The organism is Sphingomonas horti, assembly GCF_009753715.1.
Lineage (GTDB): Bacteria > Pseudomonadota > Alphaproteobacteria > Sphingomonadales > Sphingomonadaceae > Sphingomonas_B > Sphingomonas_B horti.
This window is the reverse complement of sequence record NZ_WQMS01000001.1, coordinates 1-25,412: the sequence shown is the minus strand read 5'-3', so window position 1 is coordinate 25,412 and position 25,412 is coordinate 1. Positions and strand designations below refer to the sequence as shown.

Genomic DNA, 25,412 nt, shown 5'->3' with positions numbered 1-25,412 from the left:
GCTCAGGCGGGCGGGACGTCCGGCTCCAGCAGGCGGTGGAGATGGACGACGACGTATTTCATCTCGGCATCGTCGACGGTGCGCTGGGCAGCACCGCGCCAGGCGGTTTCCGCGCTCTTATAGTCGGGATAGATGCCGACGATGTCGATGTTCTTCAGGTCGACGAAATCAAGGCCGCGCGGGTCCTTCACGCGGCCTCCGAATACCAGGTGCATCTTGCTCATGGGCGTGGGCCCTAACCCTCGCCTGCCGCAGGGGCAAGCCGGTCAGGCTTCCTGCTTGCCCTTGACCGTCGAGGCAGCGGCGCTGCCGGCCGCGGACCCGGCGGCGCTGACCGCGTCCATCGCCTTGTCGACGATCGCTTCCATCGGCGACTTGTTGTCGGTCAGGATCCCGAGCTCCTGCTTGCCGGCGTCGCGCGCGGCCTTCGCGGCTTCGGCGGCGGCCTGGCCGATCCTGCTGCCGATTGGGCCCAGCACCTCGGTTTCGCGTTCGGTGCGGGGGAGGAGCGCGCCGGCCACCGCGCCCGCCACGACGCCCGCGGCCAACGCGGCGAGCGGAGCCGTGTCGATGCCGCTGCCGATCCGGTCGCCGGCTTCGGACGCGCGTCCGCGGATGCCGCCGGCGCGAGCGGTGCTCTGGTTGTTCTGATTGGGGCTCGCCATCATCATGCTCCTTGTTCTGCCGGGGCCTTGGGGCGGGCCCGGACCGGTTCGGGCGGAAGCGGAGCAGGTGCCCGCGCTTCCTGATAGGGTTGTGGCTCCTGGTCACGCGCATCGCGGCCGAGCAGCATTCCCAGCCCGCGCGCAATCGGCTTGCGGAAGAGATAGACGAGGATCGGCACCGTAATCGCGGCGACCGTGGAGGGATGGGTCGCCGCCTGAACCGCGCCTTCCTTGGCCGCGGTCTTGACGCCCTCCGCCTTCTCCTTGGCCTTTTCCTTGACGTCGGTGACGATCGTCTTCGGGCTCAGCCGGTGCTGCAGCTCGTGCAGCGTTCCCATCAGCTTGTCGCGCGCTTGGGCGGCCTCGGCCTCCCTGGCGTGGATCTCGGCCTTGCTCATCGCCGCGCCTCCAGCACCTGCTTGTAGGCGAGATAGCCGAGACCGCCGGCGAGGATCAGCGTCACCAGCACGACGATCAGCGTCGCGGCGAGCGGGCCGACCAGCGTCTGGAGCGCCAGGATCAGCCCGACCAGCAGGGCCGTGACGGCGGACAGCGCAAGGGTCAGCGCGATGCCGCCATAGATCGCCGCGCGCTTGACCGGCTGCGCTTTGTCGGCGGCCTTTGCCTTGTAGAGCTCGACTTCGGCGCGCGCATAGCGCTTGCCGTCGTCGACAAGCTGGCTGAACAATTGCCCGATTGGCACGTCCCCGTTCATCGCGGCGCTCAGGCCGGGAAGGTGGGATTGACGGCCGTGTCCTCGTTGGCGGCCTGGCTGGTTGCGGGCGCGCCGACCGGACCGGCCGGGGCGGCCGAAGGCCCGCTCCTGGCACTGCCGCCGCTTTCGTTCGCCTCGAAGCCCATGCCGGCCTTGGCGAGTCGCGCCAGGACAAAGCCGACGCCGACCGCGGCGCCGATCGCGATCGCCGGGCTCTTGCGCACGAAGCTCCGCACGTCCTCGGTCAGCTCGTCAATGTCCTTGCCGCGCAACTGATCCGCGAAGCCGGACACGCTCTCCGCGGCGGAGAAGCCATAGCGGCCATATTGCGGCCCGAGCTTCTCCTCGACCGAGCGGGCTGTGTCCTCGAGGAACCTGGCGGCCTCGTCCAGCGCGTCGGTCGCGCGGTTCACGCCCTGGCCCGCATAGTCGCGCGCCTTGTCGCTGGCCTGCGACTTGAAGGAGGCGAACTGGCTCTTGAACTTCTCGGCGGTGGTTTCGCCGCCGCCATCGCCCGCGCCACCCTGCCGCGTCTCGCCGTCGTTCGCCTGGCTCACATCGGTCATCGCGCATCCCTTTCCAAACGCCAATCCTGTTCGCCTCCAGAACAATCGCTCCGGCGACGCGGTTCCACGGCATCGGGGCCGCCGATTGCCTTCCGGCATTCGCGCCGATAGGGGCGGCTCCGATCCCGAAACGATGTAGGAAGACCGTTTCATGACCGCAATCATCGACATTCACGCGCGCCAGATTCTCGACAGCCGGGGCAACCCGACGGTGGAGGTCGATGTGAGCCTGGAGGACGGTAGCTTCGGCCGCGCGGCGGTGCCGTCGGGGGCGTCGACGGGCGCGTTTGAAGCGGTCGAAAAACGCGACGGCGATCCGAAGCGCTGGCTGGGCAAGGGCGTCGAGGAAGCGGTGCGCGCGGTCAACGGCGAAATCGCCGAGAACATCCTGGGCCTCGAGGCAGAGGACCAGGCGGATATCGACGCGCAGATGATCGCGCTCGACGGGACCGACAACAAGTCGCGGCTGGGCGCGAACGCGATCCTGGGCGTCAGCCTTGCGGTCGTCAAGGCGGCGGCGGAAGCGAGCGGTCTGCCGCTCTACCGCTATGTCGGCGGCGTGTCGGCCCATCTGCTGCCGGTGCCGATGATGAACATTGTCAATGGCGGCGCCCATGCCGACAACCCGATCGACTTTCAGGAATTCATGGTGATGCCGGTCGGCGCCGAGAACATCGCCGAAGCGGTGCGCTGGGGTTCGGAAATCTTCCATACGCTGAAGAAGGGCCTGCACGAGCGCGGCCTGGCGACGGCGGTGGGAGACGAAGGCGGCTTCGCGCCGAACCTCGCTTCGCCGGCGGAGGCGCTCGACTTCATCATGCGATCGATCGAGCAAGCCGGGTACAGGCCAGGCGAGGACGTGGTGCTCGCGCTCGATTGCGCGGCGACCGAGTTCTACAAAGGCGGGCAATATGCGCTGGAAGGGGAGGGGCGGGCGCTCTCGAGTGACCAGATGGTCGACTATCTGGCCGAGCTTTGCGCGAACTATCCGATCCGGTCGATCGAGGACGGCATGGCCGAGGACGATTATGCCGGTTGGAAAGCATTGACCGAGCGGCTGGGCGCCAAGGTCCAGCTGGTCGGCGACGATCTGTTCGTGACCAATCCGAAGCGGCTGGCGGACGGCATCAAGCAGGGCTTGGCGAACTCGCTGCTGGTCAAAGTCAACCAGATCGGCACGCTTTCCGAGACGCTGGAGGCGGTCGCGACCGCGCAGCGCGCCGGCTACACCGCGGTGATATCGCACCGTTCCGGCGAGACCGAGGACGCGACGATCGCCGACCTCGCCGTCGCCACCAATTGCGGACAGATCAAGACCGGCAGTCTCGCCCGATCCGACCGGTTGGCCAAGTACAACCAGTTGATCCGGATCGAGGAACAGCTGGGCGCCCAGGCGAAATACGCAGGCAGGAACGTATTCCGGGTTTGATGTTTAGCCCCCCCACAACGTATATAGGCGACTACGTTATGGAGGCGGCTGACGAACCTCGACGAATTCAAGCGCAGTCGTGCGGGCCGGATCGTGCAAGACCTGTTCTCCGACCATGCTGTCGTGGCCGAAATGCTGCGGGCACCCAATCAGAAGCCCCCTGTGGAAGCGCTGCAGCGGCATCTAGGGCCGCCAATCTCGATCTTTCCGATCCCGAGCGGCAGCATGTTGGCCGTTGGACGGCGGAAGTTCTCCCGCGCTATGGTTGAAAGTCGATGCGCAGCGCCAAGGGCACCCGTCGAGCTCCGATCGCGGAAGCGGGATCGCTTACATCCGGCGCATTGTACGAACCCGAACAGAGGCTGTCGGCGGCAGAGCGTTGGGCCAGGACACGCGCCATCCTCTCCGGAAATACGCGGGATCTTGGGGCGCTCGATGGTTTCCTGCGAGAGCGTCGCCAGATGTGGGGCGACGAGTGAATATCTCCTGGACGCTTCAGCTGCACTCGTGCCGCTGCTGAACGAAACCGGGGCTGCTCGCGTCGTCGAGTTCACGGATGGGGCAGGGATCACGTCGGTGAATCTCGCTGAAGTCGTGAGGCGACTGGTTCGCCTCCGTCACTCGGACGAGATCATCAACGCAGCCCTCGAAAGCCAGGATTTCCGTGTGGTGCCGATCGACGAAGTGGATGGTCGGTCCGCTGGGCTGCTGGAGAGGTTCAGCGCATGGCAGAACTGTCTCTGGGCGATCGGTTCTGCCTGGCCATCGCGCGGCGCCGAGGTCTTGTCGCTGTGAGCGCGGACCAAAGCTGGGCCTCGATCGCGGACGCGGCAAACGTGAAAGTCGAACTGATCCGGTGATAATTGCGAAAAGCGGGTTGATCCGGCGACTCCGCTGTGATTCAAGGACCTTGATGGCGAAGCACCGCACAGTCTGGGATCTGGTGAAGCGGGCGGCAGGGCCGGCCGCAGCGCTGCTCGTGATCGCCTTTTTCGGCGGCTATGCGCTGGCAGGCCCCAATGGCGTGATCGCCTGGGGCGACTATCGCCACCAGCTCGACAGGAAACAGACGGAGCTGGCCGGGCTCGAGGCGCAGAAGAAGGTGATCGCCAATCGCGTCAGCCTGCTCGATCCGCGCAAGGCCAATCCCGACCTTGCCGACGAGTTGATCCGCGAGCGGCTGGGCTATGCCCATCCCGACGAGATCATCATCCCGATGGACCAGGCCGACCCGGCCAGATAGGCGCGCGGCCTTCGCGCCGGGGCAGGGGCTTTCCATCGGTTGCGAAGCCCGACGAACCGGGCCTATAGGCACCCCAAATCCTCACCCATCAAGGGGTCATTACCTTGGCACGAGCCGCAAAGCCCAAGGCGCCCGCAAGCGCGCCGCCCGCAACACCGAATCGCGAACGCCCGCCGGAGCCGCAGCGCTATCAGGCGAGCAAGGACGAGCTGCTGGAAATGTACCGGCAGATGCTGCTGATCCGCCGCTTCGAGGAGAAGGCGGGGCAGCTATATGGCCTGGGCCTGATCGGCGGCTTCTGCCATCTTTATATCGGCCAGGAAGCCGTCGCGGTTGGCCTGCAGTCGGCGCTGAAGGGCGGTCACGACAGCGTCATCACCGGCTATCGCGACCATGGGCATATGCTTGCTTATGGCATAAACCCGAACGTGATCATGGCCGAGCTGACGGGCCGCGAGGCCGGCATCAGCCGCGGCAAGGGCGGGTCGATGCACATGTTCTCGGTCGACCACCGATTCTATGGCGGCCACGGCATCGTCGGCGCGCAGGTGAGCCTGGGCACCGGCCTCGCCTTCAAGCACAAATATGCCGACGATGGCGGGCTGTGCATGGCCTATTTCGGCGACGGCGCCGCGAACCAGGGCCAGGTCTATGAGAGCTTCAACATGGCGGAGCTCTGGAAGCTGCCGATCATCTTCGTGATCGAAAACAACCAGTATGCGATGGGCACCAGCATCAATCGTGCCTCCGCCGAGGACCAGCTCTACCGCCGCGGCGAGAGCTTCCGCATTCCCGGCATCCAGGTTGACGGCATGGACGTGCTCGCCTGCCGCGGCGCCGGCGAGACGGCGGCCGAATGGGTGCGCGCGGGTAAGGGCCCGATCATCCTGGAGATGAAGACCTATCGCTATCGCGGCCATTCCATGTCCGACCCGGCCAAGTATCGCAGCCGCGAGGAAGTGCAGGCGGTGCGCGAGAAATCCGATCCGATCGACCACGCCGCGCGCGAGTTGGAGAAGATGGGCGTCGGTGAAGCGGAGCTGAAGGAGATCGACAAGGACATCCGGCGCATCGTCAACGAGTCGGCGGACTTCGCCGAAACCTCGCCCGAGCCCGCGCTCGACGAACTCTATACCGACGTGCTGGTGGAAACCTACTGATGGCGATCGAACTGAAAATGCCGGCCCTCTCCCCGACCATGGAGGAGGGCACGCTCGCCAAATGGCTGGTGAAGCCGGGCGACACCGTGAAATCGGGCGACATCCTGGCCGAGATCGAGACCGACAAGGCGACGATGGAGTTCGAGGCGGTCGACGAAGGCACGGTCGCGGAAATTCTGGTGGCGGAAGGCACGGACGGCGTGAAGGTCGGCACCGTGATCGCGACGCTGACCGGCGAGGGCGAGGGCGAGGGCGAGAGCGCGCCATCGGCTTCGCCGCCCAAGTCCGAGAAGGCCGAGCCGGCGGAACAGAAGACCGAGCCGACGCCTGAGCCGAAGAAGGTCGAAACCGGCGCGCGCAAGCTGTTCGAGGCGGCGACGCATGACGCGACCGTCGCCGAGGCGGAAGTGCCCGCCGGCACCGAGATGGTGCGCACGACGGTCCGCGAGGCGCTGCGCGACGGGATGGCCGAGGAAATGCGCAAGGACGAGCGCATCTTCGTGATGGGCGAGGAAGTCGCCGAGTACCAAGGCGCCTACAAGGTCACGCAAGGCCTGCTCGACGAGTTCGGGCCGAAGCGGGTGATCGATACGCCGATCACGGAATATGGCTTTGCCGGTGTCGGCACCGGCGCGGCGATGGGCGGCCTGCGTCCGATCGTCGAGTTCATGACGTTCAACTTCGCGATGCAGGCGATCGACCACATCATCAACTCGGCCGCGAAGACCAATTATATGTCCGGCGGTCAGATGCGCTGCCCGATCGTGTTCCGCGGCCCGAACGGCGCGGCGTCGCGCGTCGCCGCGCAGCACAGCCAGAATTTCGCCCCCTGGTATGCGAGCGTGCCGGGGCTGGTCGTCATCTCGCCCTACGACGCGGCGGACGCGAAAGGCCTGCTGAAGGCGGCGATCCGCAGCGAAGACCCGGTCGTGTTCCTGGAAAACGAGCTGCTGTACGGCCGCAGCTTCGACGTGCCGAAGCTCGATGATTTCGTGCTGCCGATCGGCAAGGCGCGGATCATGAAGCCGGGCAAGGACGTGACCCTGGTCAGCTATTCGATCGGCGTCGGCGTCGCGCTGGAAGCGGCCGAGCAGTTGGCGGGCGAGGGGATCGATGCCGAAGTGGTCGACCTGCGCACGCTGCGGCCGCTCGACACGGAAACGGTGCTGAAAAGCCTGGCCAAGACCAACCGCATGGTCGTGGTCGAGGAAGGCTGGCCGATCTGCTCGATCTCAAGCGAAATCGCGGCAGTGGCGATGGAGCAGGGCTTCGACGACCTCGACGCGCCGGTGCTGCGCGTCACCAACCGGGACGTGCCGCTGCCCTATGCGGCGAACCTGGAGAAAGCGGCGCTGGTCGACACCGCGCGGGTCGTCGAGGCGGCGAAGAAGGTGTGCTACCGGTAAGGGGAACAGCGTCATCGCGAGGAGCGACAGCGACGAAGCAATCCATTGCCGCCATGGGTGGATTGCTTCGCTCGGCTCGCAATGACAGGTCAGACTGACCGCATCGCGCGCTCTAGGCCGTATATTTGTCGCAGGTGAGCTTGGCTGCCCCGACCGACGGAGACGGATCGTAGATGCCCTTGCCGGCGTTGCCCATCAGGTCGCGCTTGTCGCGGACCATATAAGACGCCGTGTACTGGATGCGGGGCGATCCGATCAGCCAGGTGCCGAACAGCGGCTTGTACTGGTAATTGACCTCGACGAAGATCACCGCCTCGCCTTCCGGCGCCTTCACTTCGGAGCCCGCGCGACCCATGCCGGCGAAGCCGGTGCCGGTCTTGCCGTCGCCTTCCTTGCCGTAGCTGGAATCCCAACCGGCGCCGCGCATCACGCCCAGGCAGCGCTGCCAGTGAATCCACTGGCCGCCATCGGCATTGGTCTCCAGGCTCGACAGGGTCACCCGGCCCTTGTTGGCAAGGTCGACGCGCGCGCCTTGCAGGCGCACGCCCTGCATCACGTCATTGATGTCGATCTCGCGCAACTGCTGGATCGTGCCCCCCGATGCGTCGACACCAGCGCGCGAGGCGTTGTCGGCCAGCATCAGCGCGACCTGGCTGACGCGCAGATGGGTCTGCGCCAGGTTCGCCGTCTCCACGCCGTACATGCCCATCCCCATCACCGCCGGCATGGCATAGGCGAACTCGATCAGCGCAAGGCCGCTCAGGTCATCCCGAAGGCGCGACAGGAGCGAGGCGAAGGGCGAAGCCATGATCATGGGCATATATTCTTCACCGTCGGGATGTTCTGCGCATTGTAGGGCTGGTTGCGCAGATAGGTCTTGACCGTGATCGTTTCGGTCGAGGACAGGCCGATCATTCCTGCCAGCGGGAACAGCCGCGGGAAACTCATCTGCATCGTGTACGCTGCGACATCGTTCGGGCCGCCCTGGCCATCGTTGCCCGGATCGGAATCCCACTGGCCGTTGGCGTTGACGTCGTCGAAGCATTCGCCGGCGTCGCGCTGGCCATTGCCGTTGGTGTCGGTGAAGCGTTCCGGCTTCGCCGTAAGATAGCTGGTGTAGCTCTTGCGCAGCGGCGAGAAGGTCGCGTTCTTGACGATGATGCGGACCTGGTTTTCGGCCCTGGCCTGGATCGCGGCGAGCTTGTCGCCGTTGCCTTCCATGCCGGAATCGCGCGACGCCTTCTGGATCTCGCCTTCCAGCACCGAAGTGACGTAGCTGCTATAGGCCAGGTCCATCGATCCCATGATCAGCAGCATCATCGTCGGCGCGACGACGGCGAATTCGGCGATCGGCGAGCCGCGCTGGTCATCCCGAAGTCGCGCAAGGAGGGAGAGGCCCATCATTTCGAGATCCTCAGCTCTGCGATCTTGCCGGCGATCTGCTTGAACGCGTCCTCGAGCTTCTGGTCGGTCGGCGCATAGATTGCCGTGTCCGAACTCGACGCGCAGTCCCTCATATCGTCGGTCAGTGCCTGGGCGTAGGCGACGACCCAGATGGTAATGCCCTTGTTCTTCGCCTGGGTGCAGATCGCCTGCAGCCGCTCGTTGTGGCGATCGACCAGGGTGCCCGGCAGGCCGGTGACGTAGGTCTGGTCGTTATATCGGGTGCAGGTGCCGACCGGCTTATAGCCCATCACGCGCCCCTCAAGCCGCTCGAAGCCCTGATAGCCGTAGATGCAATGGTTGGGCGCCATCGCGCCATCGGTCATCAGGATGATGTGGCGGCCGCAGGTGCGGTTCGCGCGGCAGTCGGTGTCGGCGGCAAACATGCCCGTGGGCGAGATGAAGCGTGCGCCCCAGATCATGCCGGCATCGTGGTAGGTACCGCCGATCGCCCGGAAATCGGATGCGTTCACATAGTTGCTGACCTGAGTGCGCGTCATCTCGGCGAGACGCTGCGCACGCTTGGGGCAGACATAATAGCCGGACTTCAGCAGCTCGGCGACATTGCGCGAGCGAAAGACGCTGGAGGAGCTCGGCCAATAATCCGACGTGCTGTCATCGGCCGCTGCGTCCGGGCGGTCATAGGTCGCGTCGATCCAGGCCGGGCGCCATTTGGTCGCGTTGTTCGTCGGCGGCAGATCGATGTCGAGATCGGGCGGAAGATTGCCCTGCGTGAAGGTCGCGCTGCCCACCGTATTGCGTTCGACCACGCAGCCGTCCCACGCCGAGGTGGTGCCGTCGATGCGCGTCGGGTCAAGGACGCTGGCGCCGGTCTTGTACTGGCTCACGTCCAGCGTCCAAGGCTCATAGCGCCAGACCGGGATCTGCGCCTGCGTCTTGATCGTGCAGATGCCCGGCTTGTCGCTGCCGGAGGTCACGCTTTGCCAGTCGGACATCCACGACTTGGTCGCCGGATATTGCGGGTAGGCGACGCTGCGGCCCTCCCTGGCGAGACAGGTGGCTTTGTCCGTCTTGTTGTAGGTGTTGGTCGTGATGCTGCCGCTTGGGGAATCTCCGACGACATGGCGCGTCTGGTATTCGGCGGAGTCGACCAGGTAGTTAGCCGGCAGCAGCGGGCCGACATTGGCCGCGGAGGAATAGGGGACGAAACCGTATCGGATGCGCGAGTTCGGATCGGCGGCAGCGGCCAGCGTGTCGTAGAAGGTCATGACCGCCTTGCGCAGCGCCTTGATCTTCGAATCCGACTTTTCCTGCAGATAGTAGCGGGTGCCGGCCGGCGTCGCGACCGCGATCGGCGTCTGGGTGCACGATGATTCCGAGGTGTTGCAGACCATCGATCCGGTCGTGTCGAGCACGAACATCACGTCAACGTCGCCGATCTCCTTGCGCGCTTCGCACGTGACGGTGAGCGTGGTCGGCCCGGCGCCGAAGATGCTCATCAGCGTCACCGGCACCTTGACCGAAGCCGTGCCCTTGACCTGGCCGTCGTCCGTGTCGGACGCCGCGAACGACACATCGCTGGTCTTGAACCAGCCGGACTTGAAATTGTTGTCGAAGAAGATCTTGGCCTGGGTCTTGTTGTCTTCGGTCAACGATGTCCCGGTCATCATCTTGCGGCCGGCAAGGGCGCCCGCGTCACAAGACTGTTGCAACCGGACTTTGACGACATAGAGGCGGGCGGTATCGAGCGCTGCGCCAGTGAAGCCGGCGAGAGGAAGCAGCGCCGCCGCCATGATGGCGGCAGTGTTGCCGGCGACGTCGCGCGCCAGCCGCTGGAGGAAGCCAGGGCGTGATTTCGATTTGCGTCGGGTCGCGAACATGTACACCTCGGGCGAACTTGCCTGACCTATGCGGCAACACGCCTAAAGGCCTCTGAAAGGACAGGGTTAACGGCCGGTGACATGACGATTGCGGAAAGCCCCGACCCGGCGCCCGCCGACCCGGAGCGCGCGCTGGCGCTGGCCTACGCGCCCGTTCACGCGCGTGCGGGGCTGGCCGCGCTGTGGGCACTCGACGAGCAAATGGGCGCGATCGTCGCCCGGACCGAGAACCCGGCAGTCGGGCAAATGCGGCTGACCTGGTGGCACGATGCGTTGCGGTCGTTGCGCGAGGCGCGGCCGGTCGATCCGGTGCTGGTCGCCCTTGCCGATGCTATAACGATCGATCCGGCAGCATTGCTGCCGCTGATCGACGGCTGGGAAGTGCTGCTCGATCCGCTGCCGTTGGAGGAGGAGCAGCTTCTGTCCTACGCGGAAGGGCGCGGCGGGACGCTGTTCCGGGCGGCGAGCGGCCTGCTCGGCGGCGATCCCGCCGGATCGATAGACGCGGGCAAGCTCTGGTCGCTGGTCGACCTCGCGTTCCGGATCAGCGACCGGGCCACGGCCGAACGAGCGCTGTCGATCGCGCGGAGATATGCGCCGGGGCCGCTGCCCAGGGCGCTTGCAGTGCTCGCGTCGCTGGCCCGGCGGGATGCGCGGCGTGGGATCGACAGGCCGAGGCGGCAGGGCTCCCCGGCTCGGGTTGCGCGCGCGCTGCTGGCGGGGTTGACCGGTCGCTAGCCGCTCCTAAGCTTGGCCGAAACAGGGGAGAGCGGGGGTATGTGGCGGTTTGTGGCGGGAGTCGCCTCGGCGCTGTTGCTGGCGGGCGCGGGTTTTGTCTGGTGGAGCAGCGGTCAACAGAATGCCCCGCTGCTGTCCGCCGTTGCGCCGCCGCTCGCGCGCTCGACCTCCGCCAGCGAGAGTGCCCCGCCGCCCGCCGCCGAAGAGCGAACCCGCGAGCAGAAGCGCTTCGACCGCTACGACAAGGATCGCGACGAGCTGGTCAGCGCCGACGAGTATCTGGCGAACCGGAAGAAGGCATTCGCGCGGCTGGACGCGAATGGCGACGGGCGGTTGAGCTTCGAGGAATGGGCGAAGAAAACGACCGATAAATTCGCCGGCGCGGACGCGGACAAGTCCAGAACGCTGACGCGCGCGGAGTTCGCGACGACACGCGTGGTGCGCAAGGCTCGGCCGAAGCCGGATTGTCCGCCAGCCGTGCGGGAGGAGGATGAGGGCTAACGTATTCCGTTCGTTTCGAGCGGAGTCGAGAAACTGTCGACGTCGAGCCTGCGCTTCTCGACTTCGCTCGAAGCGAACGGACCTTGATCGCTAGCCATCCACCGCTCCAAATCCCGCCGCGCGCGCGAGGTCAGTGCCGGCTTGCGCTCCGCTTTCTTCGCTTCGGTCTCCAGCGGCGGGAACAGGCCGAAATTGACGTTCATCGGCTGGTAGCTGTCCGCCGCCGCGCCGCCGGTGATGTGGCCGAGCAGGGCGCCCAGCGCAGTGGTCGGCGGCGGCGACTCCAGCGCGTGGCCGGCCAGCTCCGCCGCGGCGAAGCGGCCGGCAATGAGGCCGATCGCGGCACTTTCGACATAGCCTTCGCAGCCGGTGATCTGGCCGGCGAAGCGAACGTTCGGCCGGCTCTTGAGGCGGAGCTGCGCGTCCAGCAGCTCGGGCGAGCGGATGAACGTGTTGCGGTGGAGGCCGCCGAGTCGGGCGAACTCCGCGCGTTCGAGGCCGGGGATCGTGCGGAACAACCGAACCTGCTCGGCATGTTTCAGCTTGGTCTGGAAGCCTACGATGTTCCACAGCGTGCCGAGTGCATTGTCCTGGCGGAGCTGGACGACGGCGTAAGGGCGCTCGCCGGTGCGCGGATCGCGCAGGCCGAACGGCTTCATCGGGCCGTGGCGCAGCGTCTCCGGCCCGCGCGACGCCATGACTTCGATCGGCATACAGCCTTCGAAATAGGGCGTGTCGCGCTCCCAGTCCTTGAACTCGGTCTTCTCGCCGTCGAGCAGGCCCTGGACGAACGCCTGATACTGGTCCCGATCGAGCGGGCAGTTGATGTAGTCGTCGCCATCGCCCTTGTCCCAGCGCGACTGGAACCAGGCGATCTCCATGTCGATCGAGGCCCGGTGGACGATCGGCGCGATCGCATCGAAGAAGGCGAGGCTGTCGCGCCCGGTCGCGGCACCGATCGAGGCCGCAAGCGTCGCCGCCGTCAGCGGCCCGGTCGCGACGATTACCGGCCCGGACGCGGGAAGGACGTCGATCCGCTCGCGCACGATCTCGACATTCGGGTGGGCGGCCAGAGCCGCCGTAACGCCGGACGAAAAGCCGTCGCGATCGACCGCGAGCGCGGAGCCGGCGGGCACGCGGTGGGCGTCGCCCTCGCGCATGATCAGCGAGCCGAGCGCGCGCATCTCGGCATGCAGCAGGCCGACCGCATTGCTGTCGGCGTCGTCGGAGCGGAAGCTGTTCGAGCAGACCAGCTCCGCCAGTCCGTCGGTCTGGTGGGCGGGGGTCCCCTCGACGCCGCGCATTTCCGACAGGCGCACGCGAAGCCCCGCTTCCGCCAGCTGCCAAGCAGCCTCCGAACCGGCCAGTCCGCCGCCGATGATGTGGATGTCGTAGCTTGCCATGTCGCGTGCGGCGATTAGGAGCGCGCACGAGGGGAGGCAAGGTGAACGCATTATTCCTGGCGGCGCTGGCGGCGGGGCTGAGCTATTGGCCGGCCTCGCACCTCGCGATCGATCCTGCGCTGCTGCTGGCCTGGAAAGGCGCCGGCGTTGGGTTGCTGGCGCTCTGGGCGGCCGGCCGGGCGCGGGGCGCGGACGGCTGGCTGCTGACCGCGGTGCTGGCGCTCGGCGCGGCCGGCGACGTTCTGCTGGAAGTGGCACTGACGCCGGGCGGAGCCGTGTTCCTGTGCGGGCACCTGGTTGCGATCGCGCTGTATCTGCGCAACCGGCGGGCCGGTGCCGGATGGTGGCCGCTGCTGCTCGTCCCTGTGGTCGGCGCCGCCGGGGCCATGCTGCCGGCCGATCCGGCCGCGGCGCCCGGCATGGCACTTTACGGCATCGGCGTCGCGGCGATGGCCGCCTGCGCGGCAATGAGTCGCTTTCGCCTGGCGGCGGCAGGCGCGCTGATGTTCACCGTATCCGACCTGCTGATCTTCGCGCGGCTGGGTCCGCTCACGGGCTCGATCCTGCCGAGCCTGCTCGTGTGGTCGCTCTATTTCCTGGGCCAGGCGCTGATCGCGTGGGACGTCGGGCGGCGGCGGGCCTAACCGGCAACGCGGCGGGCCAGCGCCAGCACCGCCAGGACGACCGGCAGCAGCACGATCGCCCAGATCAGCAGATTGCAGACGCGCACGAACGTCGGCGATTCGTCGAAGCCGGGATGCTGCTCCAGGATCACCGGCTGCCGGCGGCGGAGGCGGTCTTCGGCTTCGAGCCGGGCGAGATGACGTCGAGCGCGGTCGAGTTCGCGTTGAAAGGCCGAGGGCCCTTGCGGTGGTGAAAAATCCGCGCCTTCCGATGCGGAGGCTCCCGAGCCGAGACTGGCGGCAGGAACTTTCCCCAAAGCGTCCTCCCTTCGATTCCCCTGTTGTGCAAACGACTGTGGCACAGGATGTTTCCCCGCGCAAAGGGCAGGAGACGCATGCGATCGCGCGACGCTGAAGCGCGTCCGTGCGGGCCAGCCGGAACTCCCCGAAGCGCGGGCCCACGTGGCCGCATTGCGCGCGATGGTAGACGAGACGCCGCCCGCCTTGCTCTGCTTCGAACGTGATCCGGCAATGTGCCACCGGTCCCTGCTGACCGCCGCCACGATGGCCGAGGCCGAGGTCTTGGATCTCTTCGTGTCAGATTTGGTCAAGTAAAACAGATGTCGCCTGCCAACAGGGATAGTTAATGTCCCCCAAAGAGACGTTCTGAAATAGCAGGGTTAACGCGGTCGTAGAGATCAGTGATCTCGACTATCATGCCGGCAGCAGCTGGACTGTGCGTATGAAGGGGGTTTGGGTATGAACAAGTTTGTTGCTTTGCTGGCCGGCCTCACGGCAGCGGCCGCCTCGGTTCCGGCAGTCGCGGTCACGACGGTGTCGTTCAACGGCGGCTCGGGCGTGCTGCCCGCCAACGCTGCGGTCATCCAGGATTTCGAGTCGTTCGCGGCCGGCACGCCGGGCGCGGCGATCGGCCCGAACGCCTATGTCTATAGCGGCAGCGTCGGCAGCCAGTCGGCCCGGCCCGCGTTCGGCAGCACCGGCAATTTCGCGACCGTGCTGACCGGAGGCAGCTACAGCATCGATTTCGCGCCGACCAAGGCGTTCTCGTTCGTGCTCGGATCGCTCGACACCTACAACACGCTGACGCTGAAATACGAGAATGGCAGCAGCCAGGCCTATATCGGCGGCCAGATCATCAACGACCTGACTTTTCCGAGCGGAAACCAGATCAGCGGCGAGACCAATGGCGTCGTGACCTATTCGGTCGCGAGCGGGCCCCGGATTGTGGGCGCGGTGTTCCAGTCGTCGCAGAATTCGTTCGAGGTCGACAATCTGGCCGTCGCGGCGGTGCCGGAGCCTGCGGCCTGGGCCCTGATGATCGGCGGCTTTGGCCTGGTCGGCGCGGTGTCGCGGCGGCGGAAGCGCCAGCCGGTCGCCTTCGCCTGAAGATCACCGAGGGGGTGAGGGGAGCGCCGCCGGCCCTGAACCGGCGGCGCTTTTCCGTCGGTCAGTTGTTGCCGCCGACGAAATCGCCCAGCGCACCGAGCACCGAGCCTTCGCCGCGGTTCTGGCCGCCGCGACTGCCCGCCGCAGCCAGCATCCGCCCGGCCAGGCGGGAGAAGGGCAGCGACTGGATCCACACCTTGCCCGGCCCGGTCAGTCGCGCGAAGAACAGGCCTTCGCCGCCGAACAGCACGCTCTTCACGCCTCCGGCGGTGACGAGGTCGAAGTCGACGCCGGGCGTGTAGGCGGCGAGGCAGCCCGTGTCGACGTGAAGCTCCTCGCCGGGGCGAAGCTCCCTCTCGACCAGCGTGCCGCCCATCTGCACGAATACCCAGCCATCGCCGTCCAGCCGCTGCATGATGAAGCCTTCGCCGCCAAACAGGCCGGTCAGGATGCGGCGCTGGAAATGGACGCCGATCGACACGCCCTTGGCGGCGGCAAGGAAGCTGTCCTTCTGGCAGATCAGCGCGCCGCCATAATTGCCGAGCTTCAACGGCAGGATCGCGCCCGGCGTGGGCGAGGCGAAAGCGACGCGGGCCTTGCCGGAGCCGCGGTGCGTGAACACGGTGGTGAACAGGCTTTCGCCGGTGACCAGCCTTTTGCCCGCGCCCAGCAGCTTGTCCATGAAGCCGCTGCCCTGGCCGCCGCTGCCGTCTCCGAACACGGTCGTCATCTCGATAGTCGCGTCCTTCCAGACCATCGCCCCCGCCTCCGCGACAGCGCTTTCGCCGGGATCGAGCTCGATCTCCAGGAACTGCAGCTCCTCGCCCTTGATCTCGAAATCGATGTCGTCGGCGATGCCGGACTGGCGGCGATGCTCCCACGGACTGTGCGGCATGAATGTCCCCTCTGGTTGATGCCGCCGCTCGTTAGAACGGGCCGCGCGCGCAGAAAAGCCGCTCTGGCGAATGACGCTTGGCGAGCCGGCCCGGCTTCGACATGAAGGGGCGATGCGCACCCTGTATCTGCTGCTGGGACTTGTTGCGGTCGCGCTCGGCACGATCGGCGTTTTCCTGCCGATCCTGCCGACGGTGCCGTTCCTGCTGCTGGCGGCGTTCTGCTTCGCGCGGAGCAATCCCGCCTGGGAGCGGCGCGTGATCGAGCATCCCCGTTTCGGGCCGCCGATCCAGGCCTGGCGCGAGCGCCGGGCGATCAGCAGGCGGGGCAAGACGGCCGCGCTCGTCGCGCTGACCGCCAGCGCCGCGGCAGGGCTGCTGATGCTGGACAGTCCGTGGTGCTATGTTCCGCTCGCGGTTGCCCTCATGTGCGGGAGCTGGATCGCGACACGGGCGGAGTAGCGAAGCTCAGTTGATCCGCTTGGCCGAGATGATCGGGATGCGCTGCTTGATCACCTGATTCTTCATCGCGCCGCGGCCGCGACCGATCCAGGTGGGAGCGGCGAGGATCTTCTTCACCACGCTCATGCCGCTGACGACGCGGCCGAAGGCAGCGTAGCCGGGATAATCGCCGCGCGCGTCGAGCGAGGGCTGGGCGCCGACGCAGATGAAGAAGTCGCCCATTGCGGTGCCGGGCGCGTTGCGGGCCATCGAGATGGTCCCGTCGAGATGCTTGAGGCCGGTCTTGCTGGTCGGCTCGTGATCGATCGAGAAGAAGGCGCGGCGCATATTATGGTCGATGCCGCCCTGGATCAGCCCGAATTGCGGCGCGGACGGCGAGCGGGCGGCGCGGTAGAAGGTCGTGCCGTCGAACTTCCCCGCCTCGACATAGTGGAGGAAGTTCTTCGTCGTAACCGGCGCCTGCTTGTCCGCAAGCTCCACGACGATCGTGCCGAGCGTCGTCTTGATCGCGACGCGCGGGGCGGCGAGCGCGGGGGTGGAGAGAAGTGCGATTGGGAGCAGGAACAGCAACAACACGGAACGCATCGGTCTTGCCTAGCATCCGCATCCCGGCTGGCCAATGCTCTGCCGCGCGTGCTTCACCGTCGCTTAACCCGAGCCGCCTAGCCCGGCGAGGACTCTATCGTGGGATATTTCGGATGACACGCGCCGTGCTGATCGCGTTCCTGGGTCTGGCCGCGGCAACTTCATCGCCCGCGCCGGCGTTGGCACCGCCGCCTTCGCGCGCAGTTGGTACGGCACCCTTCAATATCAAGCAAACGTTCAAGGTCGCCATTCGTCCTGCCACGAATGGGCTCGCGATCTATTTCTTCGTCTCTCCTTCTATTGTCGGAGTCGACGTCGGCGCGGCTCCCTGGCCCGATCTTGTCGCGATCGAGCGTGACCGCAATCCGCCGCAGGAGGCCGAGTCGATAACCGAGGGACTCCGTTCAACCTCCGAGGATGTGAATGCGGTAACTGTCGGATTGCATGCCAAGGCTTCCGATATCCTGACCGTCATGGTTTCCCCGAGGGCTGTTCGCGCCGTCATGATCGGATCGGTGGGAGAATGGCAGGCGCGGGTGCGCGCGGCCGGCTCGGATGCCCAGGTCGTTCGCGCACAAGCGGGCACGGAAGTTGCCTTGGCCGTCCAGCCTGAAGACTTCGCGCGCTTTCCGATTGAACTCGCATTCGACGCGCTCGACACATTGGGCAAGGTAGCGGACGCGTTGATGGCCGGCCGCGAACCTTCTCACGCGGAAGCGTCGATGCTCGTTCGGTCGGCCGACCGCAACGCCGTGGTCGCCTTTCTGGAAAGCCTCAAGGCACGGGCGGAGTTTGCCGGCGGAACCGGCGAGCTGGCCGACGAAACGGCCCTGATCAAGTGGCGGCTTCCGATCGACAAGAAGCGGGCGTTGGCAGGCATGGCGGAGCTGTGCGGCGAGGCGCGTCGCCGGCATCTGCGTTGCGCGGACTTCGGCTACCAGATCAAGTATCCGACCGTTTCCCTGAACTGACCGCCACCTGGCCCCTAGGGGTCTGCGATAGCCCACGTCGGCCCCTCCGGGGTGCGGCCATCGGGTACGCGCCCTAGTCGTCCTCGCCCGAGGCCAGATCCTCGCCGACGGTCGCGCCGGTGTCGGGAGCGGTTTCGCGGGTTTCCTCGAAGCCTTCCTCGTCGTCGCTTTCGTCGATCCGGGCGGCGGCGACGACATGCTCGTTATCGGCGACATGGAAGAGGCGGACGCCCTGGGTGTTGCGGCCGATGACGCGAATGTCGCCGACGGTCGTGCGGATCAGCTTGGCCTGGTCGGTGACAAGGATGATCTCCGCGCCGTTCTTGGCCGGGAAGCTTGCGACGACGTCGCCGTTCCGCTCCGACATCACGATGTTGGTGATGCCCTGCCCGCCGCGATTGGTGCGGCGATATTCGTAGGCGGAGGTGCGCTTGCCATAGCCGTTCGCGGTCACCGTCAGGATAAACTGCTCCTTGTCCGCCATCTCGGCGAAGCGCTCGGGCGACAGCGAAGGTTCGCCTTCCTTTTCCGCCTTCCACGGCGCGAAGCGGAGATAGTCCTCCTTCTCTTCCGTGGTGGTGCCGACGCGCCGCATGATCGAAAGCGAGATCACTTCATCGCCTTCGGCCAGGCTGATGCCGCGCACGCCGGTCGAGGTGCGGCTCTGGAACTCGCGCACCGCGGTCGCCGGGAACCGGATCGCCTTGCCGCCCCGCGTGGCGAGCAGGACGTCGTCCTCCTCCGTCAGCAACGCGACGCCGACCAGCCGGTCGGTCGAATCGTCTTCGCCGTCGCCATTCTCTTCGGTGCCGAAGCGCATCGCGATCTTGCCCGCGGACGGGATGTTCCGGAACGCGTCCATCGAGTTGCGACGGACGGCGCCGTGCGCGGTCGCGAACAGGATGTGGAGGTCGCCCCAGCTTTCCTCGTCCTCGGGCAGCGGCAGCACGGTCGCGATCGTCTCGCCTTCGGAAAGCGGCAGCAGGTTGACCATCGGCCGACCGCGCGTCGCTGGGCCGCCTTCGGGCAGCCGCCACACTTTCTTCCGGTAAACACGGCCGAGCGTGGAGAAGAACAGCACCGGCGAGTGCGTCGACGTGACGAACAGCTCGGTGACGGCGTCCTCGTCCTTGGTCGCCATGCCGGCACGGCCCTTGCCGCCCCGCTTCTGCGCGCGGAAGGCGTTCAGCGGCGTGCGCTTGATGTAACCGTCGAGCGTGACGGTGACGACCATGTCCTCGCGCTCGATCAGGTCCTCGTCCTCGATGCCGTCGAAGGCAGGCGCGATCTCGGTCTTGCGCGGCGAATCGAACTCGGCGGCGACGGCCTCGAGCTCGGTGCGCATCACGCCGTAGAGCTTGGCGCGATCGCCGAGGATTTCCAGCAGCGCGCCGATGCTGGTCGCCAGCTCCTGCAGCTCGCCGCCGATCTCGTCACGGCCGAGCGCCGTCAGCCGGTGCAGCCGCAGGTCGAGGATCGCGCGGACCTGCGCGTCGGACAGGCGGTAGCTGTCGCCTTCGACCTCATGCTCGATCGCCTCGACCAGGCGGATATAGGGCGCGATCTCTTCGATCGGCCATTCGCGGCCGAGCAGCGCGGCGCGCGCTTCCGCCGGGCTCGCAGAGGCGCGGATGATCCGCACCACTTCGTCCAGATTGGTGACCGCGATGACGAGGCCAAGCAAGATGTTCGCCCGCTCGCGTGCCTTCGCGAGTTCGAACTTCGATCGGCGGGTGATCACTTCCTCGCGGAATTTCACGAAGGATTCGATGATGTCGCGCAGGTTCAGCGTCTCGGGCCGGCCGCCGCGGATCGCGAGCATGTTGGCCGAGAAGCTCTGCTGTGCCGGCGTGTGCCGCCAGAGCTGGTTCAGCACGACGTCGACCTGCGCGTTGCGCGCCAGGTCCATAACGATGCGGACGCCCAGCCGGTTCGATTCGTCGCGGATATCCGAGACGCCCTCGATGCGCTTGTCCTTTGCCGCCTCGGCGATGCGCTCGACCAGCGCGTTCTTGCCCTGCTGATAGGGGATTTCGGTCAGCACGATCGAGCGGCGATCGCCGCGGCCTTCCTCGATCACGTGGCGCGAGCGGACGATCACCGAGCCGCGGCCGGTCGTATAGGCGTTGCGCGCGCCGCCCTGGCCCAGGATGATCGCACCGGTCGGGAAATCGGGTCCCGGCACATATTCCATCAACTCTTCGGCCGTGAGTGCGCCATTGTCGATGAATGCAAGGCAGGCCCGGATGACTTCTCCGAGATTGTGCGGCGGGATGTTGGTCGCCATGCCGACCGCGATGCCGCCGGCGCCGTTGACCAGCAGGTTCGGAAAGCGCGCGGGCAGCACCTGCGGCTCACGTTCCGACGCGTCATAATTGGGCTGGAAGTCGACCGTGTCCTTGTCGAGATCGTCCAGCAGCGCGTTGGAGACTTTGGCCAGCCGCGCCTCTGTGTAACGCATGGCCGCCGGATCGTCCGGGTCCATCGAGCCGAAATTGCCCTGGCCGTCGATCAGCATCACCCGCATCGACCAGTCCTGCGCCATGCGCGCAAGCGTCAGGTAGATCGCCGCGTCGCCGTGCGGGTGATACTTACCCATCACGTCGCCGACGATGCGGCTGCACTTGCGGTACGGCCGCCCCGCGACATAGCCGGCTTCCTGGCAGGCATAGAGGATGCGGCGATGGACGGGCTTCAGCCCGTCGCGCACGTCGGGCAGCGCGCGCGCGACGATCACCGACATCGCATAGTCGAGATAACTCGACTTCATCTCGTCGACGATGTTGACGGGCTCGATGTCGCTGGACGGGGCAGAAGGCGGCGGCAGAGTGGCCAAGGCGTGGTTCCGGTGATTGCTGGTGAGGCGCAGGACGCGCCGGATCGGATCGTCCTAGCTGCCCCGGCCCGGAAACGCCACCCCGCGCGCCCGCGCACGCGCGCGAGAGCTGTGGACAAGCCGCGCCGGGCGCTCCTCTATTGCGCCGGCCCAATTGCGTCAAAGCGGGTTCAACCGACGTTCAGTGGCGAAACGGCAAATCGCTTGCCGATCCCGCCGCTTGTCCGGCGGTGGACCGGAGTATAGGGGGCGATCAGCGACCCCGTTCGCCGGAGATGATCCCCTTCGAGAGGAGAGAGTTGGAATGAAGGTTTCTAAACTGGCACTGGGGCTGGCGCTGGCCGCCGGGTTCGGCATGGCGGCCCCGTCCATTGCGAAGGACAAGAAGGAAAGCGCCGAAGCCGCGAAATTCACGCCCGAGCTGAGCAAGGGCTTCCGCAACGCCGTGCAGCCGTTCCAGAAGGCGCTATCGGCAAAGGATTATGCGACCGCCCAGTCGCTGTTGCCCGCGGTTCAGGCCGCGGCGACCACGCCCGACGAGAAATTCTATGTCGGCCAGTTCAAGATCGCGCTGGGCCAGGGCCTGAAGGACCAGGCGTTGCTGCAGGCCGGCGTGCTCGAGTCGTTGAACTCCGGATCGGCCGGCGTCGAGCCGGATCGCGGCAAATTCTCCTGGTATGCGGGCCAGTTCGCGTTCCAGGCAAAGGACTATCCGGCAGCGATCCAGTATCTGACCGCCGCGAAGACCGCCGGCTATCATCCGCAGGATGCCAACGGGCAGCCGGACTCGAACTTCGAGATCATGCTGGCCGAATCCTATTTCCAGACCAAGCAGATCCCGCAGGGGATGGCGGTGCTGGACCAGGCCATCAAGGAGGAGACGGCGGCGGGCCGCAAGGTGCCCCAGTCCTGGTACGGCCGCGCCGCGTCGATCGCCTATCAGTCGAAGAACATGGCGGAGGCCGCCAAGTGGACGCGCGCGCAGGTCGCTGCCTATCCGACCGCCGAGAATTGGCGCAGCGCGCTCGTCATCTTCGGCGATTCCAACCATTTCGACGACCAGACCCAGCTCGATCTGCTGCGCCTGAAGCGCTTCGCCGGCGCACTGGCGGGCGAGCGCGATTACTATGAATATGCGGTGCTCGCCGACAAGATCGGCCTGCCCGGCGAGGCCAAGGCAGTCGTCGACGAGGGCAAGGCCAAGGGCGCGTTCGACGCCAGCAGCAAGGCGATCAACGAGATCGGCGCGGCCGCCGGCGCCAAGGTCGCTGCGGACAAGGCATCGCTCGCCGCGTCCGAAAAGAGCGCCGCATCAGCGGCGAACGGCAAGGCCGCGCTGGGCACTGCCGACGCCTATTTCGGCTATGGCGACTATGCCAAGGCGGCCCAGCTCTACAAGCTGGCCCTGCAGAAGGGCGGCGTCGATGCGGCGACCGTGAACATGCGGCTCGGCGAGGCGCTGGCAAAGGCCGGCCAGACAGCCGAGGCGAAGCAGGCCTTCGCGCAGGTCACCGGCCCGCGCGCCGAGCTTGCCCAGTTCTGGACCTTGTGGGTCGATCAGAACGCCCGCGCGGCCGGCTGATCAGCCGTCGCGATCGAACGAAGGCGCAGCCCCGGCGATCGGAACGCCGGGGCTGTCTTTCGACGTGCGGATCGTGAGCGACGTCTTCACGCTCGCCACATTCGGAGCGGTCGTCAGCTCCGACGTCAGAAAATGCTGGAACGACTGAAGATCGGGCGCGACGATCTTCAGGATGAAATCGATCTCGCCATTGAGCATGTGGCATTCCCGCACCTGCGGCAGGCCGGCGACATGCTCCTCGAACGCGCGCAGCTCATGCTCCGCCTGGCTCTTGAGGCTCACCATCGCGAAGACCGTGATGCTGTAGCCGAGCGCGGCCGGGTCGAGCCGCGCGTGATAGCCGCGAATGACCCGGGCTTGCTCCAGGCTGCGGACGCGGCGCAGGCAGGGCGGGGCGGTCAGCCCGACTCGCGCCGCCAGATCGACATTCGTCATGCGCCCGTCTTCCTGCAGCGCGGACAGGATTTCGAGATCGACCGCGTCGAGCGATTGGGCCGGCATGCGCAACACCTCGCGAGTAACTCGGCCGACATCTATAATATAATTGCGGACACCCGCAATTGTCTCACTTTGTTACGTTCACATTTTCGGGTCTGTCAGCCACCCGGCGAGCGCGCTATTTCAGCCGCTCGGGGAAGGGAACTGCGCCGGTGCGATTCGACGACAGGCTTGCAACGGCGCTCGGCCAGCCGGCGGAGGTTTCCGCCGCGCGCCAGGCGATCTGGCGCCAGCTCGTCGACTTGCTGGGGCAGGACGATGACGAGCATTCGCCGCTGCGCGCCGCCGCGTTCGACCGGCTCCGCGAATGGCGCGGGGAGGTTCCGATCGTCGGACGCCAGAGCGCGGCCATGCTGCTGCTCGGCGACCAGCCGGTCCCGACCGACCTGATCGAATTTTTCGCCGACGACGCAACCGTGGTCTTCGCGCCGCTGCTGGCGGGCCTCGAACTGCCGGGCAAGGTCTGGCGCAAGCTCATCCCGCGCCTCTCCCCTGTTGCCCGCGCGCTGCTGCGCCACCGCCGCGACCTGCCGAACGGCGCGCTGCGGGCGCTGGAGGCGTTCGGCCAGGCGGATCTGGTGATCGAAGGCCCCGCGTCGCCTGACCGCGAAGCCGAGCTCGAGGCCGACTCTGCGCCGGCTCCCGACGAGCACGCGCACTATGCCGCCCCCGATATCCGCGAGCTGCGCGCGCGAATCGAGGCATTCCGAGAGCGTCAGCTGCACGCCGAGCAGGCGGAGCGAACCGAATTCCGCTTCGAGACCGGCGCAGACGGCATGATCCGCTGGTGCGACATGGCGGAGCGGGGCGCGATCGTCGGCGTGTCGATCGCCGACGCCGCGCCCGGCCAGGCGCACGGCGTCGACGGGCAGGCAGCGGGCGCGTTCCGCCGCCGGGCACCGTTCAGCGACGCCCGGCTGACGATCGGAGCGGTCGGGCAGGCGGGCGGGGCTTGGTGCATTTCGGGCGTGCCGATCTTCGACGCCGCGACCGGACGCTTCACCGGCTATCGCGGGACGGCGCGCCGGCCGCGCGTCGGCGAGCGGGCCGAGGGGATCGGGCTGCTCGGCTCGGCGCTGTCGGGCGACGCGCTGCGCCAACTCGCCCACGAGGTCCGCACGCCGCTGAACGCGATCGCCGGTTTCGCCGAGATGATCGAGCGCCAGATGCTGGGGCCGGCGCCGCGCGCCTATCGCGAGCGCGCGGCGACGATCCTGGAGGAGACTCAGCGGCTGCAGGACGTGCTCGACGATCTGGACGAAGCGGCTCATCTCGACGGGGGCACCGCCGCTCACGCGGCCGAGGAAGTCGATTGCGCGATGCTGCTGGCGCGGGTGACGGCCGCGCTCGGCCCGCTGGCGGCGGAGAAGGACGTGACGATCGCGCTCGCGATCGCGCCCCATTGCGCGGCCGCTCTGGCCGATCCGGGCGCGGCGGAGCGGATGACGATGCGTCTGGTCAGCGCCGCAATCGGGCTCGCGCGGCCCGGCGAGCGGATCGCGGTCGAGCTTTCGCCCGGCGACGGCGCGAAATCGGAGACATTGCTGTCGGTCGAACGGCCCTCGCTTGTTGCCGGCCAGAACGAAGCGGAGCTGTTCGCGGCCTGCGACGTTCCGGGCGAGGAGGAGGGGGCGCCGCCGCTGCTCGGGCTGGGCTTCACGCTGCGGATGGTGCGCGGCGTCGCGGAAAGCTGCGGCGGCATGCTGGTGATCGCGCCCGACCGCTTCCATGTGCGCTTGCCCGCGGCCGCCGCTCGGCACGCGCCCGCCGAAGCGACCCAGGCCGCGAACGGCGCCGGACCGCTTGCCTAGCCGCCCGCCGCTCCGCTATCGCCCGCCGGCCGGGCGGGGCCTGTAGCTCAACGGTAGAGCCAGCCGCTCATAACGGCCAGGTTGGGGGTTCGAATCCCTCCGGGCCCACCATCCCGCCGGCCGGCCTCGCCTGCAGCGACGACCCGACGGCGTGGCTTCGCCATGCCGCTTGCACCGGAAAGCGGGGTGGGCCATGAGCGCCCGCGTCGGGGAGTAGCGCAGCCTGGTAGCGCATCTGCTTTGGGAGCAGAGGGTCGCAGGTTCGAATCCTGTCTCCCCGACCATCCTGCCTTTGGCAGATTGCGACCCGTTGCGGACATCAATCTCCTCTGGCAATCGATAGCAATGTGGATAGCCTTTGCGCTGCTTCTGATTGGGGGCGGCCATGCCGGAATAGCATTGGCGACAGGTAAAATGCCGACGACCCTGGGAGAGCCGATCAAGCGTGACGCTAGCCCCGGACTCTATTGGTCGCTCACCGCAATGTCTGGCCTGAGCGGGCTTGTCGGCTTGTTTGGCGTAATCCTCAACCTAGTGAGGTGATCGCGAACGTCCTGTGTGGATGGCTCCCGCGTTGCAAGTGGCGATTTGATGTCGGCGGCTAGTCGGGTGCAGTCTTGTGTCCGGCCTGTTG

The 25,412-nt window shown here is 66.8% G+C and carries 28 protein-coding genes and 2 tRNA genes; 16 read left to right on the top strand and 14 right to left on the bottom strand.

Annotated features, from left to right (window positions below):
• Positions 1-2: 2 nt before the first annotated feature.
• Genes GON01_RS00145 through GON01_RS00125 form a run of 5 tightly spaced genes read right to left on the bottom strand, consistent with a single transcriptional unit; the run spans position 3 to position 1,946 of the window.
• Positions 3-224 (bottom strand): DUF4170 domain-containing protein, encoded by a 222-nt coding sequence (locus GON01_RS00145; RefSeq protein ID WP_157024955.1) that lies wholly within the window; start codon positions 222-224, stop codon positions 3-5.
• 42 nt (positions 225-266) lie between these two features.
• Positions 267-665 carry a hypothetical protein gene (locus GON01_RS00140; RefSeq protein WP_157024954.1) on the bottom strand — a complete coding sequence of 133 codons (399 nt, stop codon included), beginning with the start codon at positions 663-665 and terminating at the stop codon, positions 267-269.
• Between the two features lie 2 nt (positions 666-667).
• Positions 668-1,063, bottom strand: coding sequence for a DUF3618 domain-containing protein (locus tag GON01_RS00135; RefSeq protein WP_157024953.1), 396 nt, complete (start codon positions 1,061-1,063; stop codon positions 668-670).
• Positions 1,060-1,380, bottom strand: a complete 321-nt coding sequence (locus GON01_RS00130; RefSeq protein ID WP_157024952.1) for a phage holin family protein — start codon at positions 1,378-1,380, stop codon at positions 1,060-1,062. The genes GON01_RS00135 and GON01_RS00130 overlap by 4 nt, the downstream gene beginning before the upstream one ends.
• 8 nt (positions 1,381-1,388) lie before the next feature.
• A complete protein-coding gene (locus GON01_RS00125) occupies positions 1,389-1,946 on the bottom strand; it encodes a hypothetical protein (RefSeq protein ID WP_157024951.1) in 558 nt (185 codons plus the stop codon).
• A gap of 151 nt (positions 1,947-2,097) precedes the next feature.
• Between GON01_RS00125 and eno the strand changes: the two genes are divergently transcribed.
• From eno to GON01_RS00100, 5 genes are all read left to right on the top strand, one after another.
• Positions 2,098-3,375 (top strand): phosphopyruvate hydratase, encoded by a 1,278-nt coding sequence (eno, locus tag GON01_RS00120; protein WP_157024950.1) that lies wholly within the window; start codon positions 2,098-2,100, stop codon positions 3,373-3,375.
• A gap of 507 nt (positions 3,376-3,882) precedes the next feature.
• Entirely contained in the window at positions 3,883-4,170 is a 288-nt protein-coding gene (locus GON01_RS00115) for a PIN domain-containing protein (protein ID WP_157024949.1), read from the top strand.
• Between the two features lie 118 nt (positions 4,171-4,288).
• Entirely contained in the window at positions 4,289-4,618 is a 330-nt protein-coding gene (locus GON01_RS00110; protein ID WP_157024948.1) for an FtsB family cell division protein, read from the top strand.
• A 104-nt stretch (positions 4,619-4,722) separates the two neighbouring features.
• Positions 4,723-5,778 carry a pyruvate dehydrogenase (acetyl-transferring) E1 component subunit alpha gene (pdhA, locus tag GON01_RS00105; protein ID WP_157024947.1) on the top strand — a complete coding sequence of 352 codons (1,056 nt, stop codon included), beginning with the start codon at positions 4,723-4,725 and terminating at the stop codon, positions 5,776-5,778.
• On the top strand, positions 5,778-7,184 hold the full coding sequence (locus GON01_RS00100) for a pyruvate dehydrogenase complex E1 component subunit beta (RefSeq protein WP_157024946.1): 1,407 nt from the start codon (positions 5,778-5,780) through the stop codon (positions 7,182-7,184). The genes pdhA and GON01_RS00100 overlap by 1 nt, the downstream gene beginning before the upstream one ends.
• 112 nt (positions 7,185-7,296) lie before the next feature.
• Here GON01_RS00100 and GON01_RS00095 read toward each other — a convergent pair whose 3' ends face one another.
• Genes GON01_RS00095 through GON01_RS00085 form a run of 3 tightly spaced genes read right to left on the bottom strand, consistent with a single transcriptional unit; the run spans position 7,297 to position 10,468 of the window.
• Entirely contained in the window at positions 7,297-7,992 is a 696-nt protein-coding gene (locus tag GON01_RS00095; protein ID WP_232328558.1) for a TadE/TadG family type IV pilus assembly protein, read from the bottom strand.
• Positions 7,993-7,994: 2 nt separating this feature from the next.
• Positions 7,995-8,588: a TadE/TadG family type IV pilus assembly protein gene (locus tag GON01_RS00090; RefSeq protein ID WP_157024944.1), complete on the bottom strand. Its 594-nt coding sequence runs from the start codon at positions 8,586-8,588 to the stop codon at positions 7,995-7,997.
• Positions 8,585-10,468 carry a TadE/TadG family type IV pilus assembly protein gene (locus GON01_RS00085; RefSeq protein WP_157024943.1) on the bottom strand — a complete coding sequence of 628 codons (1,884 nt, stop codon included), beginning with the start codon at positions 10,466-10,468 and terminating at the stop codon, positions 8,585-8,587. Before GON01_RS00085 ends, GON01_RS00090 begins: the two co-directional genes overlap by 4 nt.
• Before the next feature lie 81 nt (positions 10,469-10,549).
• Here GON01_RS00085 and GON01_RS00080 point away from each other — a divergent pair, with 81 nt between their 5' ends.
• Both GON01_RS00080 and GON01_RS00075 read left to right on the top strand, forming a co-directional pair.
• Positions 10,550-11,206 (top strand): squalene/phytoene synthase family protein, encoded by a 657-nt coding sequence (locus tag GON01_RS00080; protein WP_157024942.1) that lies wholly within the window; start codon positions 10,550-10,552, stop codon positions 11,204-11,206.
• A gap of 39 nt (positions 11,207-11,245) precedes the next feature.
• Positions 11,246-11,707: a histidine kinase gene (locus GON01_RS00075; protein WP_157025656.1), complete on the top strand. Its 462-nt coding sequence runs from the start codon at positions 11,246-11,248 to the stop codon at positions 11,705-11,707.
• On the opposite strand, the gene trmFO is transcribed toward GON01_RS00075, so the two are convergent.
• A complete protein-coding gene (gene trmFO, locus GON01_RS00070; protein ID WP_157024941.1) occupies positions 11,704-13,110 on the bottom strand; it encodes a methylenetetrahydrofolate--tRNA-(uracil(54)-C(5))-methyltransferase (FADH(2)-oxidizing) TrmFO in 1,407 nt (468 codons plus the stop codon). The genes GON01_RS00075 and trmFO overlap by 4 nt on opposite strands.
• Before the next feature lie 41 nt (positions 13,111-13,151).
• On the opposite strand from trmFO, the gene GON01_RS00065 reads away from it, so the two are divergent.
• Positions 13,152-13,754: a lysoplasmalogenase family protein gene (locus GON01_RS00065; RefSeq protein WP_181600135.1), complete on the top strand. Its 603-nt coding sequence runs from the start codon at positions 13,152-13,154 to the stop codon at positions 13,752-13,754.
• Here GON01_RS00065 and GON01_RS17130 read toward each other — a convergent pair.
• The gene (locus GON01_RS17130; RefSeq protein WP_258558440.1) at positions 13,751-13,885 is read right to left on the bottom strand and encodes a hypothetical protein; all 135 of its coding nucleotides are present in this window, start codon (positions 13,883-13,885) and stop codon (positions 13,751-13,753) included. The two genes, GON01_RS00065 and GON01_RS17130, sit on opposite strands and share 4 nt — an antisense overlap.
• 142 nt (positions 13,886-14,027) lie before the next feature.
• On the opposite strand from GON01_RS17130, the gene GON01_RS17275 reads away from it, so the two are divergent.
• Both GON01_RS17275 and GON01_RS00055 read left to right on the top strand, forming a co-directional pair.
• Positions 14,028-14,348 carry a DUF488 family protein gene (locus GON01_RS17275; protein WP_157024940.1) on the top strand — a complete coding sequence of 107 codons (321 nt, stop codon included), beginning with the start codon at positions 14,028-14,030 and terminating at the stop codon, positions 14,346-14,348.
• Between the two features lie 144 nt (positions 14,349-14,492).
• Positions 14,493-15,140 (top strand): PEPxxWA-CTERM sorting domain-containing protein, encoded by a 648-nt coding sequence (locus tag GON01_RS00055; protein ID WP_157024939.1) that lies wholly within the window; start codon positions 14,493-14,495, stop codon positions 15,138-15,140.
• Positions 15,141-15,201: 61 nt separating this feature from the next.
• Here the strand turns inward: GON01_RS00055 and GON01_RS00050 are convergent, their stop codons facing one another.
• Positions 15,202-16,035 carry a TIGR00266 family protein gene (locus GON01_RS00050; RefSeq protein WP_157024938.1) on the bottom strand — a complete coding sequence of 278 codons (834 nt, stop codon included), beginning with the start codon at positions 16,033-16,035 and terminating at the stop codon, positions 15,202-15,204.
• Positions 16,036-16,147: 112 nt separating this feature from the next.
• On the opposite strand from GON01_RS00050, the gene GON01_RS00045 reads away from it, so the two are divergent.
• Positions 16,148-16,495, top strand: coding sequence for a YbaN family protein (locus GON01_RS00045; RefSeq protein WP_157024937.1), 348 nt, complete (start codon positions 16,148-16,150; stop codon positions 16,493-16,495).
• 6 nt (positions 16,496-16,501) lie between these two features.
• Here GON01_RS00045 and GON01_RS00040 read toward each other — a convergent pair whose 3' ends face one another.
• Entirely contained in the window at positions 16,502-17,080 is a 579-nt protein-coding gene (locus GON01_RS00040; RefSeq protein ID WP_157024936.1) for a peptidylprolyl isomerase, read from the bottom strand.
• A 113-nt stretch (positions 17,081-17,193) separates the two neighbouring features.
• Between GON01_RS00040 and GON01_RS00035 the strand changes: the two genes are divergently transcribed.
• Entirely contained in the window at positions 17,194-18,051 is an 858-nt protein-coding gene (locus GON01_RS00035; protein ID WP_157024935.1) for a hypothetical protein, read from the top strand.
• 73 nt (positions 18,052-18,124) lie between these two features.
• Here GON01_RS00035 and gyrA read toward each other — a convergent pair whose 3' ends face one another.
• Entirely contained in the window at positions 18,125-20,887 is a 2,763-nt protein-coding gene (gene gyrA / locus GON01_RS00030) for a DNA gyrase subunit A (protein ID WP_157024934.1), read from the bottom strand.
• 304 nt (positions 20,888-21,191) lie between these two features.
• On the opposite strand from gyrA, the gene GON01_RS00025 reads away from it, so the two are divergent.
• Positions 21,192-22,469, top strand: a complete 1,278-nt coding sequence (locus GON01_RS00025; RefSeq protein WP_157024933.1) for a tetratricopeptide repeat protein — start codon at positions 21,192-21,194, stop codon at positions 22,467-22,469.
• Here GON01_RS00025 and GON01_RS00020 read toward each other — a convergent pair whose 3' ends face one another.
• A complete protein-coding gene (locus GON01_RS00020) occupies positions 22,470-22,970 on the bottom strand; it encodes an Lrp/AsnC family transcriptional regulator (protein ID WP_157024932.1) in 501 nt (166 codons plus the stop codon).
• Between the two features lie 149 nt (positions 22,971-23,119).
• Between GON01_RS00020 and GON01_RS17270 the strand changes: the two genes are divergently transcribed.
• From GON01_RS17270 to GON01_RS00005, 3 genes are all read left to right on the top strand, one after another.
• Positions 23,120-24,778: a sensor histidine kinase gene (locus GON01_RS17270; RefSeq protein WP_181600134.1), complete on the top strand. Its 1,659-nt coding sequence runs from the start codon at positions 23,120-23,122 to the stop codon at positions 24,776-24,778.
• 36 nt (positions 24,779-24,814) lie between these two features.
• Positions 24,815-24,889: transfer RNA gene (locus GON01_RS00010), tRNA-Ile, on the top strand.
• 96 nt (positions 24,890-24,985) lie between these two features.
• A tRNA-Pro gene (locus GON01_RS00005) sits at positions 24,986-25,062 on the top strand.
• Positions 25,063-25,412 lie beyond the last annotated feature (350 nt).

Coding starts and splice junctions, on each gene's coding strand:
- GON01_RS00075 (WP_157025656.1), top strand. CDS start 11,246: ATGTGGCGGTTTGTGGCGGGAGTCGCCTCGGCGCTGTTGCTGGCGGGC.
- GON01_RS00045 (WP_157024937.1), top strand. CDS start 16,148: ATGCGCACCCTGTATCTGCTGCTGGGACTTGTTGCGGTCGCGCTCGGC.
- GON01_RS00140 (WP_157024954.1), bottom strand. CDS start 665: ATGGCGAGCCCCAATCAGAACAACCAGAGCACCGCTCGCGCCGGCGGC.
- GON01_RS00130 (WP_157024952.1), bottom strand. CDS start 1,380: ATGAACGGGGACGTGCCAATCGGGCAATTGTTCAGCCAGCTTGTCGAC.
- GON01_RS00100 (WP_157024946.1), top strand. CDS start 5,778: ATGGCGATCGAACTGAAAATGCCGGCCCTCTCCCCGACCATGGAGGAG.
- GON01_RS00135 (WP_157024953.1), bottom strand. CDS start 1,063: ATGAGCAAGGCCGAGATCCACGCCAGGGAGGCCGAGGCCGCCCAAGCG.
- GON01_RS00110 (WP_157024948.1), top strand. CDS start 4,289: ATGGCGAAGCACCGCACAGTCTGGGATCTGGTGAAGCGGGCGGCAGGG.
- GON01_RS00035 (WP_157024935.1), top strand. CDS start 17,194: ATGACACGCGCCGTGCTGATCGCGTTCCTGGGTCTGGCCGCGGCAACT.
- GON01_RS00145 (WP_157024955.1), bottom strand. CDS start 224: ATGAGCAAGATGCACCTGGTATTCGGAGGCCGCGTGAAGGACCCGCGC.
- eno (WP_157024950.1), top strand. CDS start 2,098: ATGACCGCAATCATCGACATTCACGCGCGCCAGATTCTCGACAGCCGG.
- GON01_RS00040 (WP_157024936.1), bottom strand. CDS start 17,080: ATGCGTTCCGTGTTGTTGCTGTTCCTGCTCCCAATCGCACTTCTCTCC.
- GON01_RS00090 (WP_157024944.1), bottom strand. CDS start 8,588: ATGATGGGCCTCTCCCTCCTTGCGCGACTTCGGGATGACCAGCGCGGC.
- GON01_RS00095 (WP_232328558.1), bottom strand. CDS start 7,992: ATGGCTTCGCCCTTCGCCTCGCTCCTGTCGCGCCTTCGGGATGACCTG.
- GON01_RS00025 (WP_157024933.1), top strand. CDS start 21,192: ATGAAGGTTTCTAAACTGGCACTGGGGCTGGCGCTGGCCGCCGGGTTC.
- trmFO (WP_157024941.1), bottom strand. CDS start 13,110: ATGGCAAGCTACGACATCCACATCATCGGCGGCGGACTGGCCGGTTCG.
- GON01_RS00020 (WP_157024932.1), bottom strand. CDS start 22,970: ATGCCGGCCCAATCGCTCGACGCGGTCGATCTCGAAATCCTGTCCGCG.
- GON01_RS00050 (WP_157024938.1), bottom strand. CDS start 16,035: ATGCCGCACAGTCCGTGGGAGCATCGCCGCCAGTCCGGCATCGCCGAC.
- GON01_RS00055 (WP_157024939.1), top strand. CDS start 14,493: ATGAACAAGTTTGTTGCTTTGCTGGCCGGCCTCACGGCAGCGGCCGCC.
- GON01_RS00125 (WP_157024951.1), bottom strand. CDS start 1,946: ATGACCGATGTGAGCCAGGCGAACGACGGCGAGACGCGGCAGGGTGGC.
- GON01_RS00080 (WP_157024942.1), top strand. CDS start 10,550: ATGACGATTGCGGAAAGCCCCGACCCGGCGCCCGCCGACCCGGAGCGC.
- GON01_RS00085 (WP_157024943.1), bottom strand. CDS start 10,468: ATGTTCGCGACCCGACGCAAATCGAAATCACGCCCTGGCTTCCTCCAG.